Annotated in this window: 14 protein-coding genes; 8 read left to right on the top strand and 6 right to left on the bottom strand. The window is 41.2% G+C overall.

The annotated features are described in order from the left end of the window. The first annotated feature begins 11 nt into the window (after positions 1-11). Positions 12-3,218 carry a PilC/PilY family type IV pilus protein gene (locus AN213_RS01795; RefSeq protein WP_055020950.1) on the top strand — a complete coding sequence of 1,069 codons (3,207 nt, stop codon included), beginning with the start codon at positions 12-14 and terminating at the stop codon, positions 3,216-3,218. Between the two features lie 153 nt (positions 3,219-3,371). After that, positions 3,372-3,797, top strand: coding sequence for a type IV pilin protein (locus AN213_RS01790; RefSeq protein ID WP_054561901.1), 426 nt, complete (start codon positions 3,372-3,374; stop codon positions 3,795-3,797). A 6-nt stretch (positions 3,798-3,803) separates the two neighbouring features. Here the strand turns inward: AN213_RS01790 and AN213_RS01785 are convergent, their stop codons facing one another. Beyond that, positions 3,804-4,343: a GspH/FimT family pseudopilin gene (locus tag AN213_RS01785; protein WP_055197041.1), complete on the bottom strand. Its 540-nt coding sequence runs from the start codon at positions 4,341-4,343 to the stop codon at positions 3,804-3,806. A 72-nt stretch (positions 4,344-4,415) separates the two neighbouring features. After that, positions 4,416-4,964 (bottom strand): GspH/FimT family pseudopilin, encoded by a 549-nt coding sequence (locus AN213_RS01780; RefSeq protein ID WP_055197039.1) that lies wholly within the window; start codon positions 4,962-4,964, stop codon positions 4,416-4,418. Positions 4,965-5,102: 138 nt separating this feature from the next. Between AN213_RS01780 and AN213_RS01775 the strand changes: the two genes are divergently transcribed. Next, a complete protein-coding gene (locus tag AN213_RS01775) occupies positions 5,103-5,441 on the top strand; it encodes a P-II family nitrogen regulator (protein WP_054551748.1) in 339 nt (112 codons plus the stop codon). Between the two features lie 68 nt (positions 5,442-5,509). On the opposite strand, the gene AN213_RS01770 is transcribed toward AN213_RS01775, so the two are convergent. Beyond that, positions 5,510-6,268 (bottom strand): outer membrane protein assembly factor BamD, encoded by a 759-nt coding sequence (locus AN213_RS01770; RefSeq protein WP_054561898.1) that lies wholly within the window; start codon positions 6,266-6,268, stop codon positions 5,510-5,512. A 129-nt stretch (positions 6,269-6,397) separates the two neighbouring features. Between AN213_RS01770 and rluD the strand changes: the two genes are divergently transcribed. From rluD to clpB, 3 genes are all read left to right on the top strand, one after another. Next, positions 6,398-7,375, top strand: coding sequence for a 23S rRNA pseudouridine(1911/1915/1917) synthase RluD (gene rluD, locus AN213_RS01765; RefSeq protein WP_054561897.1), 978 nt, complete (start codon positions 6,398-6,400; stop codon positions 7,373-7,375). Positions 7,376-7,380: 5 nt separating this feature from the next. Next, positions 7,381-8,103: a peptidoglycan editing factor PgeF gene (gene pgeF, locus AN213_RS01760; RefSeq protein ID WP_055197037.1), complete on the top strand. Its 723-nt coding sequence runs from the start codon at positions 7,381-7,383 to the stop codon at positions 8,101-8,103. A 98-nt stretch (positions 8,104-8,201) separates the two neighbouring features. Further along, a complete protein-coding gene (clpB, locus tag AN213_RS01755) occupies positions 8,202-10,778 on the top strand; it encodes an ATP-dependent chaperone ClpB (RefSeq protein ID WP_055197035.1) in 2,577 nt (858 codons plus the stop codon). A gap of 59 nt (positions 10,779-10,837) precedes the next feature. On the opposite strand, the gene AN213_RS01750 is transcribed toward clpB, so the two are convergent. Further along, complete coding sequence (locus tag AN213_RS01750) at positions 10,838-12,385, bottom strand: methyl-accepting chemotaxis protein (protein WP_055197033.1); 1,548 nt, start codon at positions 12,383-12,385, stop codon at positions 10,838-10,840. A gap of 392 nt (positions 12,386-12,777) precedes the next feature. Here AN213_RS01750 and gshA point away from each other — a divergent pair, with 392 nt between their 5' ends. Together gshA and AN213_RS01740 are read left to right on the top strand one after the other, a co-directional pair. Continuing rightward, a complete protein-coding gene (gene gshA / locus AN213_RS01745; protein WP_055197031.1) occupies positions 12,778-14,352 on the top strand; it encodes a glutamate--cysteine ligase in 1,575 nt (524 codons plus the stop codon). A gap of 136 nt (positions 14,353-14,488) precedes the next feature. Continuing rightward, on the top strand, positions 14,489-15,097 hold the full coding sequence (locus tag AN213_RS01740) for a hypothetical protein (RefSeq protein ID WP_054551741.1): 609 nt from the start codon (positions 14,489-14,491) through the stop codon (positions 15,095-15,097). A gap of 44 nt (positions 15,098-15,141) precedes the next feature. Here the strand turns inward: AN213_RS01740 and AN213_RS01735 are convergent, their stop codons facing one another. Further along, positions 15,142-15,981 carry a mechanosensitive ion channel family protein gene (locus tag AN213_RS01735; protein ID WP_054561892.1) on the bottom strand — a complete coding sequence of 280 codons (840 nt, stop codon included), beginning with the start codon at positions 15,979-15,981 and terminating at the stop codon, positions 15,142-15,144. A gap of 165 nt (positions 15,982-16,146) precedes the next feature. Continuing rightward, complete coding sequence (locus tag AN213_RS01730; RefSeq protein ID WP_130051057.1) at positions 16,147-17,415, bottom strand: HlyC/CorC family transporter; 1,269 nt, start codon at positions 17,413-17,415, stop codon at positions 16,147-16,149. Positions 17,416-17,428: the final 13 nt, after the last annotated feature.

Below are 17,428 nucleotides of genomic sequence, written 5' to 3'. Positions count from 1 at the left end.
CGGGAGAAGTAATGAAAATTAGTAAAACAGTAAACAGGATACTTCTTTGTGCCTTTGCTGCGGTTAGCTTTTCTAGTTCAGCAGAAGATATAGAGCTTTATGTAAATCATAATGTTGATCTCGATGAGAAACCTCGCGTATTAATTGTATTTGATACTTCTGGAAGTATGGCTTTTTCGACTAGTTCCGGTAACAGTTGTGGCTACTCAGGTGGTTATATTTTATGTAGTGATAGCCGTTTAGGCGTTGCGCAAGATGCTATTACTAAACTGGTTGATGGTAACGATGACATTGATTTTGGCTTAATGCGTTTTAACAGCACCAATGGTGGCTATGTACTTGCAGGCATTGGTTCAGATATATCAGCCTTAAAGACCACAATTGCAGGGCTTCCAGCCGATGGCGGGACACCACTGACCGAAACGCTTTGGGAAGCCTATCTTTACATTACTGGGCAAAGCCTTTTCTACGGCGAAAAAGTTAATGCCGCACTACGTGATACCACAATAGAAAGAGGAACGCCTTATACGACATCAGTTAAGGTGTGCTCAGGTAAGGGGCGGAGAAGAGTTTGTTGGTACGAGCCTCGCATTGAATATACCTATTCATACATTTCACCGTTTGATAATACTGAAGAAGTAAAACGCTGTGATAACTCAGTTAACATTATCTATATGACAGACGGTGACCCATCAGCTGGCTCTGATAATGAACAAGACTCTAATATTAGTGCTTTACACAAGTCGTATTTTGGTAGTTATTTAAGTGATAGCGATAAAATTGCCGGGGTGTACTTACACAAGCTTGCAAAAGTTATTCATGGTACTGATGATGTAGAGGTTGACTTAAGGCCAACGACGACTGATATTCACGAAACAGGGCGAGTTTATACCATAGGTTTTGGTAGTGGTATGAGTGATAATGGTAAACGTTTACTTTCTGAAACGGCATCTGAAGGGGGCGGTAAGTACCTTCATGCGAACACTGCAGAGCAACTTTCTGAAGCCCTTAAAAATACGATTACTCAAATTCGAGAAGTGAACGATACGTTCACGGCGCCATCTATAGCAAGTAATAATGTTGACCAAACACGCAGCCGCGAATCAATTTATTATGCGATGTTTTATCCTAAAACAGGGGCTCGTTGGCGCGGAAATCTGAAAAAGCTAAAAGTGTCTGGTGACCAAATTATCGATAGAGATGGTAAGCCTGCTTTAAATGAAGATGGTTTAATCGATAAAGATGCGAAAACCTTTTGGTTACCGAGCGGTGAAAGCGCTGATGGTAATTCAGTTGAGTTAGGTGGTGTAAATCTGTATTTGTCTAACTCTTCTAGCGTGCCGAATGAGGGGCGTAAAGTGCTAACAAATGTCAACGGTCGCATGCTTAACTTTACCCGTTATCGCGTTGTATTCCATTACGGGACTATAGACAAGGCTGCCGTTGATTTTGAAGCTGATGCGGATGAAGTTGAAGATCTTATTAATTGGTCAAGAGGTCTTGATGTTTATGATGAAGACAAAGATGGATCGACAACGGATTCACGTAAAGACATATTTGGTGATCCGCTGCATTCAAAACCTGTAACAATTGATTATGGTAATGATGATATCCGAGTTTTAATAGGCACTAATGCCGGTTACTTGCACATGTTTCAAGATAAAAATGATGTGCTAAGTGAAAGCTGGGCGTTTATCCCTAGAAGCTTGTATAAAATAATAAAGCCACTTCGTGATAACCAAGCAGATACCAAGGTTTATGGTGTTGACGGGCCAATCTCAGTATTCTTTGATGATAAAAATAGTGATGGAGTAGTAAATGGCTCTGACCGAGTATGGGCATTCTTTGGCTTAAGACGCGGTGGAAATTACTACTACGGACTCGACATAACTAACCCAAACTCGCCAAGTTTACTGTGGGATGAACCGATTATAGGTGGTACAGGCGACTTTAAAGAATTAGGGCAAACGTGGTCTAAACCTTCTGTTACTTATGTGAATCTCGATGGTTATAAAGATAGACCAGTGCTTATTTTTGGCGCGGGTTATGATACAAACAAAGACAATGTTATTCGTACAGACGATACTCATGGACGTGGTATTTTTATTGTTGACGCGCAAACGGGCAAAAAAGTGTGGGCATTAACGCCGAGTGAGAATGGCTTTTTAGGTAAGCATAGTATTGCGTCAGATATTAGTATCTTAGATTCTGACTATGATGGTTATATTGACAGGCTGTATGCAACGGATACAGGCGGTGATGTTTGGCGTGTTGATATGCCTTCTGACAACCCCACAAATTCAGAAAACCCATGGACACATTTTAAATTAGCAAGTTTAGGTAGCGCACTTTCAACCCAAGATCGCCGCTTTTTCTATAAGCCTTTAATTGCACGAACTATGTTTAGCAAAGTATCAGAAACATCTGTTAATGGTGAAACAGTAACTACACGAATTGATACGCCATTTGATGCTGTGCTAATAGGTAGTGGTAACCGCTCTAAACCAACGGGCACTGTTACCAATGATCAACTATTCATGATCCGTGATATCAATACGGTAACTCAGCCATTCCTTGGTAGTGATGTACCCGTAGCAATTACACAAGCAGACTTGATGAATATGGATTCTGATCCATTTGGAAATGCACTGGACGACGTGGATAAATTTACTGACTTAGAAATTGAGTTAGGTGAGTATAACGGTTGGTATTACAATTTAGCTTCTGCAGGTGAAAAATCCCTTGCAGCAAGTACAGTTATCGGTGGTGTCGCTTATTTCACAACCTATACACCAGCTTCATCTACAGAAACAGCGAATCAGTGTTCACTAACTGGTGGTTCAGGAAGTTTATACGCTTTCCACTTACATTACGGTACAAAAGTTTATGATAGCTTGAAATTTACTACTTCGAATGACGTGCCAGATACTCCTCAACTTTATTTTGGTGTAGGTGACAGTTGTGTTGATGGTAATAGCGATGGTTACTGTGATGACAACACAGATGAAAAGGTTAAAGAGCAAAGCCAGTTTTTAACCATTGGTCCAGGTATCAAAGGTGAGCAAAATCCACTGAAAGTACAGGAGATCCAAGGTCCAGGTTTAGTTATCGAAGATGGTAAAATTAAACTTGTAAGTGATGCAGTGCCTATTGGCTTTGGCTTTAAAACACAACAAACTTTCATTTATAAGCAAGAGCGAAACGATAATAGCCAATAAAGCACTAAGTGACTGCTCTGCCTTACATGTTAAGGCAGAGCATGTGGTCGCTATTTGAATACTCGCCTTAATTGCATAATTATTGTTAGCCATCTAAGATAAGAAGAAATAGAGGTAATTCCTCTAAAAAACAATTATATAGGTTTTTAAAATATGAACTTTATAAGAACAAAGAGTCATAATGGTTTTACGCTAATCGAGCTGATGATTACTGTAGCTATCTTGGGGATCATCGCTAGCATTGCTATTCCTAGTTATTTTGAGCACGTAAAACGTACCGCTCGAACTGAGGCAATTACTTCGTTATTAGATGCAGCTAATAAACAAGAGCAATACTTTGTCGATAACCGTGAATATACAAGCACTATTGCTGATTTAGGTGTTTCTACGACAACAGAAAGTAACTTTTATACCATTAGTGTTAAGGTAGATAATGATGCAGGTACATTTACATTTAAGGCAACACCTAAATCTGGCCCACCATTACAAGATTCTGAATGTGCAACATTGTCTATTTCTGATACAGGTTTAAAAACGTCAACAGGTTCTGCTGACTCAAGTACCTGTTGGGGTAAATAAGCTTTATCAATTATCAGTTTGACATTTATCTGTATCAATTAATCTAACTCGGCCTATCGAGCTGACCCTAATTGCAAGCCCTTTGAGGCTTGCTTTTATGTATTCTGGGCAGTAGATAAAAGTGCCATTGCCTAATCCCATCGGCATACCCGCTGGGCTAAACGTAACTGCATGACGTGGGTATGTTAGCATGTCAAACTTACTTATTGCTTCGATTTCCATTAGTTTAGTATCACCACTTTCAAATATACCTAGTTCGCCTTTGTCTACAAAAACGGTTAACGATTTGTGCCATATAGCTTTGTTGCATCTGTTGTTTTTTAAGGCGCAGAAGGTGACATAGGCATCATTTGTTTGCGCTTTTAGGCGAGTAAACTGCAGTGCTCTTTTCACCGTTTGCATGTTGCTTTCTAAACGGTTTGTAGCCAGAAGTGGCTTAAATTCAAATAAGGCGATATGCAGCAGGAGTGATAAAATTGATAGCACTACGAGGCTTTCAATTAACGTCGCTCCGTTGAGGCTGCGCAGAGTTGTAAATGCCTTCATCCTTGAAGATTCCAAATTTGCGGCTGTTTATTTAACTATAATTCGAGAAGGTGGGCTGTCAATTTCTGAAGCTTAATTACAGCCATCTGTCGTACTGCCAATATATAAAGCAGTCCCTGAGGCAAATACCTCAAGTTGTTTGTTATTATCGTCATCAGCTTTTGAAGGGCAGTAAGTGAATTTTCCAGTATTTGACGTGAGCATCCCGCTGGTATCAAATGTGATAAAGTTATCACCAGTGAAATTTAACTGACTGTTCTCTGGAACTTCTTCCATGACTCTTAAAATGATATCGCCAACTCTTGGGTTGTAAACACCATTTTGGTTTGAATCGAAAAAGACGAATACAGTACCTTGGCTCCAATCGTTTAAGCATGGAACTCGTCTGTTACTTTCAACTCTTGAAGTGTTGCCACTACAAACAACAATAATTGCATCACTACTTGTTGCTTTTGCTCGTGCAAAGCTGAGTGTACGTTTTAATTCTAATAAGTAGCTCTCAGCTCGGTCATTTTCAAGCATATCTGAGCTATCCCATAGTGCTATCAGTGCAACGATACCCACAATAGCAAGCGTGACCATCAGCTCTAATAATGTAAAACCCCGTTGTAATGATTTCATTGTTGTCTCTATTTTGAATCACTTTGTTTAATAATATCATGATCGCTGATTTAATCACCGTAATTCATAGCTTTGTTTGCCATCAGCAATGGGATTGTCTAAAATCGAGGCAATCGAGAAATAATAAGTAACCCGAAAATGAAAAAAATCGAAGCAATTATTAAACCATTTAAGCTTGATGATGTACGCGAAGCATTATCAGATGTGGGCATCACAGGTATGACGGTAAGTGAAGTAAAAGGCTTTGGCCGTCAAAAAGGACATACCGAGCTTTATCGCGGTGCTGAGTACATGGTGGACTTTTTACCTAAGGTAAAACTAGATATCGTATTAAGCGACGAAGATGTTGACCGTGCTATCGATGTTATCGTTAAAACATCGCAAACTGGTAAAATTGGTGACGGTAAAATCTTTGTCACTGACGTTGAGCGTGTAGTACGTATTCGTACCGCTGAAGAAGATGAAGATGCGATTTAATACAAATTTAAATTAACCGCAAACATTAAAAAAGGCGCCTAAGGCGCCTTTTTTGCTTTTAGTCTATTTTAACGCTTGTTAGCTTCTCGCGTCGCTTTAGCGTGTTCGCTCAACTCAGGTAAACCCAGCTTGTTGTAGCTTTTTTCCATGATCTCTAGTGCTTGATCAAGGTAGCTGCTTTGTGAGTAGTGCTCAACCACATATTTACCACGGTTTGCTGCAGCAAGGTATGCCTCACGCTCATAGTAGTATTCAGCAACTTTTAACTCGTAGCGTGCCATTTTATTCAGTAGCCATACTAAACGTTTTTTCGCTTCTGGTGCGTAGGCACTGTTAGGAAAACGCTTTAAAAGTGTTGATAAATCAGTAAATGCGACACGAGTACGATTTGCGTCTCTGTCGGCACGGTCTACACCAAAATATTCTTGGAATGCGTTTTCATCCGCTTTGATGTTTACCAAGCCACGCATGTAATACATGTAGTCTAAATCTTTGTGGTTTGGGTTTAAACGAATGAAACGGTCGATAGTTGCTAGTGCTTGCTCAGTATTACCTGCTTGATAATGCGCAAATACTAAGTCCATTTGTACTTGTTTTGATAAAGGACCAAAAGGATAGCGAGAATCAATAGCACTTAATAGCTCAATTGCACGAGCATACAAGCCAGAATCTAATGTTTGTTTTGCATCTTCATATAAAGCTTGCGCAGATTTATTAGGAACGCGTTGGATATCTTCTTGGTCTGGTGCTGATGAACAGGCACCTAAGCCAAGTACAGATACTGAAAAAACTATGGCGAACGCACGTTTCCCTATTTTATTTATCATTTTATTTCTTACCTTCGATGTCTTCGGCTAGGCCAAGTGAGGAAAACCGAGTAAACTATACGTATTATATTAAAGCGATTCTAACCCAGTCGAGCACAGCTTGCACTGGTAAATTGGGTAAAGTTACTAATGTCAGAGCAAATTTCTCTCCAAGCCGAGGTTCCAATTGACCTTGGCGGTAAACGTCTAGACCAAGTATTAGCGCAATTGTTCCCTGATTATTCTCGTTCACGCATAAAAACGTGGATTTTGGATGATAAAATCACAGTAAACGGCGAAATATTAAACACACCGCGCGAAAAACTACTCGGTGGCGAAACGGTGAGTGTTGAAACAACCATCGAAGCCCCTCGTGAATACGAGGCACAAAATATCAAATTAAACATCGTTTATGAAGACGATGATATTTTGGTGATCAATAAACCTATGGGGTTAGTAGTACATCCAGGGGCGGGTAACCCAGATGGCACGGTATTAAATGCTTTGCTACATCATTACCCTGACATCATTAATGTGCCTCGTGCAGGTATTGTGCATCGTCTAGATAAAGACACCACCGGTTTAATGGTGGTGGCGAAAACAATTCCGGCACAAACACATCTAGTATCTGCATTACAAAAGCGTGAAAACTTCACCCGTGAATACGAAGCAATTTGTAATGGCACAATGACAGCAGGTGGCATGGTTGAAAAACCAATTGGTCGCCATGCAACAAAACGTACTCATATGGCCGTGCACGAAATGGGCAAACCAGCAGTTACGCATTATCGTGTTGCAGAAAAGTTCCGTGCACATACACGCTTACGTTTACGCCTAGAAACAGGCCGTACTCACCAAATTCGTGTACACATGGCTTATTTAAACCACCCATTAGTTGGCGACCAACTGTATGGTGGTCGTCCGCGCCCGCCAAAAGGTGCTACACCTGAGCTGTTTCAAATGCTACGCGACTTTAAACGCCAAGCATTACATGCTGTTAAGCTATCAATTGCGCACCCAATCACTGGTGAGCTGATGACTTGGCAAGCGCCAATTCCAGATGATATGGAAGCTATGACAGAAGCTTTGCGCGCTGATACTAAAGCAAACCCAAATATCGAGTTTTAAGCGTTATGATCACACCAGCATGGACTGCACCAAACTCTGTTAGCGCGCTGAGTACCACCCGACAGGGTGGTGTTTCGGTTGCACCCTTTGATAGTTTTAATGTGGGTTTACATGTTGGTGATGATGAGCAAGCCGTGCTTGCAAATCGTGCCTTACTTGCAAATCAGCTGCCTAATCCTGCTGTGTGGTTAAACCAAACACATAGCAGCGATGTAGTCGTGATTGATGAAGAGTCTGATTTAAGCGAACTACGCTCTGCTGATGCGCTCTACACCCGTTTAGTAAAGCAGCCGCTTGCTATAATGACAGCAGACTGTTTGCCGGTACTACTTTGTTCGAGTTCTGGGGATGAAGTCGCTGCTGTACATGGTGGCTGGCGTGGTTTAGCGCAAGGTATATTGGCAAACACGGTTTCGCATTTTCAAGCGCCAGCAAGCGATATTATTGCTTGGTTAGGCCCAGCTATTGGTCCTTTACAATTTGAAGTCGGGCAAGAAGTAAGAGAGTGTTTTTGCTCACAAAACCCAGAGCATCAACAAGCTTTTACAGCCAAACATGAAAAATACATGGCTGATATCTATTTATTAGCACGTCAGCAATTAGCACAATTAGGTGTGGTCAAAATGTATGGTGGTGAGCACTGTACTGTTACTGAAAAATCACTGTTTTTCTCTTATCGTCGTGACGGACAAACAGGCCGTATGGCGAGCTTGATCTGGCGCAATTAATACGCCTTTTTTGCGATTAAATTTTCTTCTTTTACTTGAACAAATCACTAAGCATACCCATTAATTAAGCAATTAGATTTTTTAATAGGTAAACCCTTATGCGTTTAGATAGATTTACAAGTAAATTTCAATCTGCGCTTTCAGATGCGCAGTCATTAGCACTTGGGCGCGATCATCAATTTATTGAGCCTGTGCATTTAATGTATTCATTGCTTCAGCAAAATGGTTCAAGTGTGCGTGCGTTACTTGCACAAGCAGGTGTGAGTGCTGATGAGTTAAACACCAAGTTATCCCAAGAAATCGAGAAACTGTTTAAAGTTGAAGGTATTGGTGGCGATGTTCAGCTGTCAAATAACCTGATTTCATTAATTAACTTATGCGATAAATATGCTCAAAAACGAAAAGATAAATTCATTTCGAGTGAGTTGTTTGTTCTTGCCGCGTGTGATGATAAAGGTCCATTAGGTGACATTTTTAAAGCGCTGAATATTACTTCTAGCAAGATCGAATCTGCAATTGAAGCCATTCGTGGTGGCCAAAAAGTAGAAGACCCAAATGCTGAAGAAACTCGTCAGGCATTAAAAAAATTCACCATCGATTTAACTGAGCGAGCAGAGCAAGGTAAGCTTGATCCTGTTATTGGTCGTGATGACGAAATTCGTCGTACTATCCAAGTTTTACAGCGCCGAACTAAAAATAACCCTGTATTAATTGGTGAGCCGGGTGTAGGTAAAACAGCGATTGCTGAGGGCCTTGCACAGCGTATTATCAATGGTGAAGTACCTGAAGGCTTAAAAAACAAGCGAGTATTATCGCTCGATTTAGGTGCTTTGGTTGCTGGCGCAAAATACCGAGGTGAATTTGAAGAGCGTTTAAAATCAGTATTGAATGAACTTGCCAAAGAAGAAGGCCAAGTCATCCTCTTTATAGATGAAATCCATACCATGGTAGGCGCAGGTAAAACAGACGGTGCAATGGATGCAGGTAATATGCTAAAACCAGCACTTGCCCGTGGTGAGTTACATTGCGTGGGTGCCACAACCCTTGATGAGTATCGCCAATACATCGAAAAAGATGCAGCACTTGAGCGTCGTTTCCAAAAGGTGTTTGTTGATGAACCATCGGTTGAAGACACCATTGCGATTTTACGTGGTTTAAAAGAGCGTTATGAGCTGCATCACTCAGTTGATATTACCGATCCGGCCATTGTTGCCGCGGCGCAGTTATCGCATCGTTATATCAGCGATCGGCAATTACCAGATAAGGCAATAGATTTAATTGATGAAGCAGGTTCTTCAATTCGTTTGCAAATTGACTCAAAACCAGAGTCTTTAGATAAGCTAGAACGTCGTATTATTCAGTTAAAACTGGAAGATAATGCACTGGCGAAAGAAAAAGACGAAGCAAGTCAAAAGCGCCGCACCGAAATGCAAGAGCTGATCACTGAACTTGAAGCGCAATACCGCGAACTAGATGAAGTGTGGAATGCTGAGAAGGCCTCACTGCAAGGCACGCAAGTAATCAAAGCAGAACTTGAGCAGGCACGTCTTGATTTAGACGTGGCACGCCGTGCCAGCGATTTACAGCGTATGTCTGAGCTGCAATATGGTCGTATCCCTGAACTTGAGCGCAAACTCGACCTTGCTTCACAAGCTGAAATGCAAGAAATGAGCTTGCTTAAAAACCAAGTGGGTGAAGACGAAATAGCGGAAATTCTATCGCGTTGGACAGGTATTCCGGTATCGAAAATGCTGCAAGGCGAACGTGAAAAGCTACTGCAAATGGAAGATCAATTACACCACAAAGTGATTGGTCAAGATGAAGCTGTTGTAGCTGTTGCAAATGCAATTCGTCGTTCTCGCGCAGGGCTTGCTGATCCAAATCGCCCAATCGGCTCATTCTTATTCTTAGGCCCGACAGGGGTGGGGAAAACTGAGCTGACCAAAGCACTAGCCAGCTTCATGTTTGACACTGAAGATGCCATGGTGCGCATTGATATGTCGGAGTTTATGGAGAAACATTCGGTGGCACGTTTAGTCGGTGCACCTCCAGGTTATGTTGGCTATGAAGAGGGTGGCTATTTAACAGAAGCGGTACGCCGTCGTCCGTATTCCGTCATTTTATTGGATGAAGTCGAAAAAGCGCACCCTGATGTATTTAACATCTTACTGCAAGTTCTTGATGATGGCCGCTTAACGGATGGTCAGGGCCGTACTATTGATTTTAAAAATACGGTGATCATCATGACCTCTAACTTGGGTTCCGATATTATCCAAGAGCAAGCAGGTTCAAATGATTATGCCGGGTTAAAAGAAAAAGTGATGGGCGTATTAGTTAGTCAGTTCCGCCCTGAGTTTATTAACCGAATCGACGAAACCGTGGTATTCCATCCACTTGCTAATGAGCACATTAAGGAAATTGCAGATATTCAGTTAAGTAAGCTACGTGAGCGATTAACTGAAAAAGGCTACATTCTTGAAGTTACGGATGCAGCTTTAGACCGCATCGCTGAAAGTGGTTTTGATCCTGTGTATGGGGCAAGGCCTTTAAAACGTGCTATTCAACATACCATTGAAAACCCATTAGCACAGCGCCTGCTCGGAGGGGATTACCAACCAGGTGCCATCATCCATATTGATGCTGATGAGAATGGACTTGTTTTCTCGAGTCGTTAATTAGCCCTAAAAACAAAAGCCGCATCAATTATGATGCGGCTTTTTTGTATCAGTTAAGTTTAAACTTTAAAGGTTAACAGCATATCGTTAACTTTGCGTGAGCCTTCAACAAGCCCCGCTGCATCTTTAGCCACGTTGTAGCTAAGCTTTAAGTTCTCTTCGCTGTGTCCTTTAATGCTTTCTACATTTTCGCGTATATCGGTGCTGACAACTTGTTGTTCCTCAGCAGCCGTCGAAATCTCCGTCGCAAGGCCTGATATTTCATCAATTTGTGCGAAGATGCTCGCAAGCTCAGTTTGAGTATGTGCAGTCGTATCAACACAACTATCTGCTTGCGCTTTAGTTGATTGCATCACTTTAGACCAGCTAAATAACGTATCTTGGATCTCTTTAATTGAGCTATGAATTTGTGCCGTCGCATTTTGCGTGCGTGAAGAAAGTGCGCGTACTTCATCTGCTACAACCGCAAAACCACGGCCATGCTCACCGGCACGTGCTGCCTCAATTGCTGCATTCAGCGCTAATAAGTTTGTTTGTTCAGCAATGCCTTCAATCTCACTCATTACTTGGCCTATTTTGTCAGCTTCACTAGCAAGAGAGTTAGCGGTAGTGGCTGCTTGCTCTACCTGGTTAGCTAGATCAGTCACCATGCTGCTATTATCTTCAATATGCAGTTTGATATCGTTACAGCTTTGGTAAGTGGTTTTAACCTTATCAGCAGTGTGATGAGTATTTGCTGAAATTTCGCCAATAGTCGCACTCATTTGTGTCATTGCCGTAGCAATATCACTTAAACGCTGGCCTTGTGCAGCAATACCTTGCTCGGTTAGTGACGATTGTTTATCTAAGTTGGTAGCAATGTCTTTAAATGAGTAAGTAGAGTCTTTAACACGACCTAATACAGTTCTAAGCTTAGCGAACAGCATTTGCTGATTATAGGCAGCAATACTAAATGGGTGCGAGCCCGAATACACATAACGTGATACTGAGTCAAACTCTGCACGTTGCTGCTTTAAATGTCTTGGCGTAACTACGAGTTCGTCATAATTTAAAGCAAAAAGTAGTGCTACAAGGACACATGCGGCTATAGCAATCATCCATGAGGCGGCCACAGCTAAACCAACAATGCCTGCAATTAATAAAATCGCAGACACTATTTGTCTAAGTGAAATATTCTCACGAAATGATGCGATTGATTTACCGTCATTAATTTTAGTGTAAAGGGCCATCGCACGGGTTTTTAATTGTTCAGATGGCTTGGTACGCACTGATTGATAGCCAACTAACTGGCCATGTTCATATATAGGTGTAACGAACGCATCAACCCAATAGTAGCGACCATCTTTACAGAGGTTTTTTACCATGCCACGCCAAGAGTGGCCCTCTTTAAGTTTTTCCCACATCTCTTTAAATGCCGCTTTAGGCATATCAGGGTGGCGTACAATATTATGATTTTTTCCGAGAAGCTCTTCTTCGGTGTAACCTGCTATAGTACAAAATTCCTTATTTACGTATGTGATTACACCGCGTAAATCTGTGGTAGAGACAAGCTCTTGATTATCTGAGTATGTCACTTCTTGATTGACGATTTCTTGCCCACGACGCATATGAGTCCTCGAAATATACTTTTTTATGGTGTGCGGATTATAGTCTCAGAAAAATGTAAGGGAAGGGGGGACATAGTGTTAACTGTGAAACTTTTAATAATTTCATCTTCCCTTTGATCTGAAACAATATCTTGCCTGAATTATTATGTTTAGCCTCAGTCTTTTATATTAGTTAAAAGGTCTAATATCCTCAAGGAAAAAGCCTAAATTGTATTTTTAACTGTTTTAGCAACAATGAAGTGCCACCAAAGCAATTGTATATTGTGACTCACAATGGCAAGATTGAGCTTCAAGTGTATGGGCAAATAATGAAACTGATATTTCTGACTTGAGTAATTGTTTTTTGCCCCCATACACTTAGGATTACAGCCACGCGGCTCGAGGAAGCATTTTTGATAAAACATGATTTAAATAAAACGCTAGAAGCGTTAACGGCACAATTTCCTAACGCAATTAATGGGATTCAACGTGGTATCGAGCGAGAAGCATTAAGGATAAAACCAAGTGGTGTTATCTCACAGCAAGGTCATCCACAAGGCGTTGGTAGCGCTTTAACGAATGATCATGTCACCACTGACTTTTCAGAATCATTATTAGAATTTATCACGCCGGTTAGTACATCTGCAGAGCAAACACTCGCGCAGCTAAAAGACTTGCAAAAGTTCACCTTATCGCAGATGGACGATGAGCTGTTATGGCCGATTAGTATGCCATGCTTTATTGAACATCAAGATGACATTGTACTCGCACAGTTTGGTGACTCAAACATTGGCCGCATGAAAACACTTTACCGTGAAGGCTTAAAGAACCGTTATGGCAGCATGATGCAGGCCATTGCCGGTGTGCATTTTAATATCTCTTTCCCAGAGAGCTTATGGCAAAGCCTGTATAGCTTAAACGGCAACCAAGGTACATTAGCTGAGTCTATTTCGAATGGCTATTTAGGGCTTATTCGTAACTTTAAGCGTGAGCTTTGGTTGATCAGCTTTTTATTTGGTGCATCACCAGCATTATGTAGTTCATTCTTACAAGGGCGCGAAACTGATTTACCATTCAAAAAGCTAGGTAAAGGTACTCTTTATTTAGAAGTAGGCACAGCGCTGCGTTTGGGTAACCTTGGTTACACTAACAGTGCACAATCGTCTTTACGTGTTATGTATAACTCACTCGAAGAATATGTAGCAGGCTTAAAAGAGGCGATTCATACACCATCAGATATTTATGGTCATATAGATGACTACACGAGTGCTGAGCCAAAGCAGTTAAATAAAAATATTCTGCAAATCGAAAACGAGTTTTACTCGCCAATTCGTCCTAAGCGCAATGCAGCATCGGGCGAAACACCAACCGATGCATTACTTCGCGGCGGTATAGAATACATCGAGGTACGTGCGCTTGATGTTAACCCGTTTAGCGAAACGGGTATCGATTTACAACAAATTCGTTTTTTAGACGTATTCTTAACTTATTGCCTCTTGAATGACTCGCCAGAAATGGATTGGCAAGAGCAAAAATTAAGCACAACTAACCTTGATGCGGTTGTCAATGAAGGTCGAGACCCAGAGCTAATGCTCAACAAGCAGGGTGAGATGGTGCGTCTAACTGATTGGGCCGAGACAATTTTTACTCAGCTATCTGAGGTTGCCCGTTACATGGATAATGCATATAGCGTGAGTTATTACAGCGAAACCATAGCTGAGCTTGCAACTTGGGTGAACAATCCAAGTAAAACTTTCTCTGGCAAATATGTTAGTGCGCTGGCAAAAGAGAACCAAGATAATGGTCATTTCGCTTTAGCACTTGCACAGCAGTACAAGCAAAGCCACCTTGATGCTGATTACCAATTTTATGATCAAGCATTTTTGGCAAAGCAAGCGACTGACTCTGTACTTAAAGAGCGTGAAGTTAAAGCAGCAGACAGTGTATCTTTCACTGCATTTTTAGATGACTATTTTGCTAAAGCTTAGTATTGTGAAGGCATAAAAAAACGCAGCCTAGGGAGGCTGCGTCAAAGATTCTTCAGGGATGAAACAATGCTATACTGCTGCATTCATAAGTTCAGACTGACCTGATGAGAAAAAGTTCAGCGAGATCCATAAAAAAATGAAAAAAAGTATAATTATTTTATCGCTGGCCGCATCTTTGGCTGGTTGTGCAACGGCTCCCCCTGAGCAACCTCATGATATATGTAAGATTTTTGAAGAAAAACCTGACTGGTATTACGATGCTCGTGATGCACAAGAAAAATGGGGTTCGCCAAAACATGTGCTAATGAGCATGATGTATCAAGAAAGCTCATTCCGCCATGATGCAGCGCCACCAATGGAATACTTCTTATGGGTAATTCCAATCGGACGTGCTAGCTCTGCATATGGCTACTCTCAAGCAAAAACCCCAACATGGTCAGATTACATTCGTGAAACAGGTAACAGCGGTGCAGACAGAGATGATTTTGATGATGCTATCGACTTTATGGCCTGGTTCGTTTACAAAACTCATAAAGTAAATGGTATATCGAAATGGGACGCCTACGCGCAGTACCTAAATTACCACGAAGGGTGGGGCGGCTATAAGCGAGGCACTTATAAAAGTAAAAAATGGCTAATGAGCGTTGCTAATAAAGTTAAACATCGAGCTAGCCGCTATGGCGCACAACTTAAAAAGTGTGAAGCCGATTTAGACAAAAACTGGTTTGAACGCTTATTTAGTTAATGCATAAATAGAAAGCCCGCATCAATTAGCGGGCTTTTTGTTAGCTATTTACCAGGGAACTGGTGAATGTGAACATCCCTTTGCGGGAATGGAATAGTGATATCAGCGGCGTCAAAGGCAATTTTAACGCGTTCGTATAAGCCAAAATACACTGGCCAGTAGTTATCAGACTCAACCCATGCCCATACCAACATGCCAATATGGCTTTCACCGTGCTGGCTAACATGAACCGATGGTTTTTTATCTTCTATATCTTTTAGTATCAAATCATAGTCATTAAGCACGCTCATAAGCACATCACGGGCTTTATGAACATTATCGCCATAACTAATGCCAAATTCGATAGCTACGCGGTGTGTTGGCTCTGAAAACTTATTCTTAACGCAGCCATTTGATAGCGTGCCATTAGGAATAATGATTTTTTCATTGTCGTAGGTGAGTAAAACAGTGACAAAGATTTGTATCTCAACAACTGTACCCATGTAGCCTTGCGCTTCGATTACATCGCCAACTTTAAAAGGCTTAAAGAACAGGATAAGCACGCCACCTGCAAAGTTAGCAAGGCTACCTTGAAGAGCCATGCCGACCGCAAGGCCTGCAGCACCTAGCATTGCGATAAACGACGTGGTTTCTATGCCAATCATAGAAGCAACAGATATCAGCAACAGTACTTTTAAAATGACCGAGATAAAGGAGACTAAAAAGTGCGTAAGGCCAACTTCGAACTTGACCTTATTCATTGATTTTTCGGCCATATTGGCAATTCTACCAATTAACCACCAACCTATGATCAAGACCAGTATTGCGAGGATAAACTTTGGCCCGTAAAGCATCAGCAATTCGATAGCTTGGTTGTAGATTTTCTCGATTGATATTTCGTCCATTATTTTCCCTTTTATATCAATATATGCAAAAGAAAATAATAGTAGAGGAATTCGAGTTCGGGTGTGCGGGATAGCTAATAAAATGTGAATCTTCAGAGGTAATTCAGCTATAAGTAACAAAAAAGGAGTAGCAAGCTACTCCTTTTGTTTAGATGGTGTAGAAAATTATTCTGTACGTTTACTTGGAATAACTTTAACTAACTTAACCATATTTTCTTTTATCTCGATAACTTCAATAGGGTAGCCGGCAATACGTAAACTTAGGTTTGAGTCTGGGATGTCCTCTAAGTATTCAACAATTAAACCACTTAGCGTTTTCGGGCCATCAATCGGTAGCTCCCAACCCATTTCTTTATTTAAATCACGAATATTGGCACCACCATCAACAAGTACTGAGCCATCATCTTGCTCTGTTACTTCTTCACTCGGTGTACGCGTTTGCGTTGTAGTGAAATCACCCACTACTTCTTCAAGAATATCTTCAAGGGTTACTAGACCTTGAATATCACCATACTCATCGACAACTAAGCCAATACGTTCTTTTGATTGCTGAAACTTAAGTAGTTGCGTGTTCAGTGATGTGCCTTCAGGAATAAAGTAGATTTCACGTACCGCACGCAGTAGTGATGGTTTATCAAACTGCTCTTTCGTTAATAGACGCAGTGCATCACGTGAGTGAATAAAGCCAACAGCATCATCAATTTGGTCACGATACAACAGTACACGGGTGTGCTGTGCATGAGTAAGTTGGCGGCTGATAAGCTTCCAATCATCATTGATATCAATAGCAACAATTTCGTTGCGTGGGATCATGATATCTTCAACAGTGACTTGCTCTAAATCTAAAATTGAAGTCAGCATGCTTTGGTGGCGAGCAGGTAATAGTGCACCTGATTCGTTCACCACCGTTTTTAATTCTTCTTTACTTAAGCTGTGCTCTTCAATTTGTGCTGTGGTAATGCCAAACAAGCGTAACATGCCGTTGGTCATCCAGTTTACGATAACCACAAACGGGAAAAGGATTTTCAAAAGGCCTTTAAGTACAATTGAGCTTGGAAAAGCAACCTTCTCTGGGTATAGCGCAGCAAGTGTTTTTGGCGTTACTTCGGCAAAGATTAAAACAACCAGTGTTAGCGCGCCGGTTGCAATAGCGATACCGAGATCACCATACAAACGAATACCAATAATCGTTGCAACCTGTGCTGCAGCGATATTTACAAGGTTATTACCAATTAAGATCAGACCAATGAGTCTGTCAGGGCGACTTAATAGTTTGCTGACGCGCTTCGCTGCACGGTGATCTTCTTTAGCAAGATGACGCAGGCGAATACGGTTGATTGACATAATTCCAGTTTCAGAACCAGAAAAATAAGCAGAAATAAGTATCAATAATCCCAATATAATAAACAGGGTACTAGTCGATATGTCGTCCAAGGATGGATCCTTT

Origin of the sequence: Pseudoalteromonas sp. P1-8 (genome assembly GCF_001399985.1) — a bacterium.
Lineage (GTDB): Bacteria > Pseudomonadota > Gammaproteobacteria > Enterobacterales > Alteromonadaceae > Pseudoalteromonas.
This window is presented reverse-complemented; position numbering and strand designations above follow the sequence as displayed.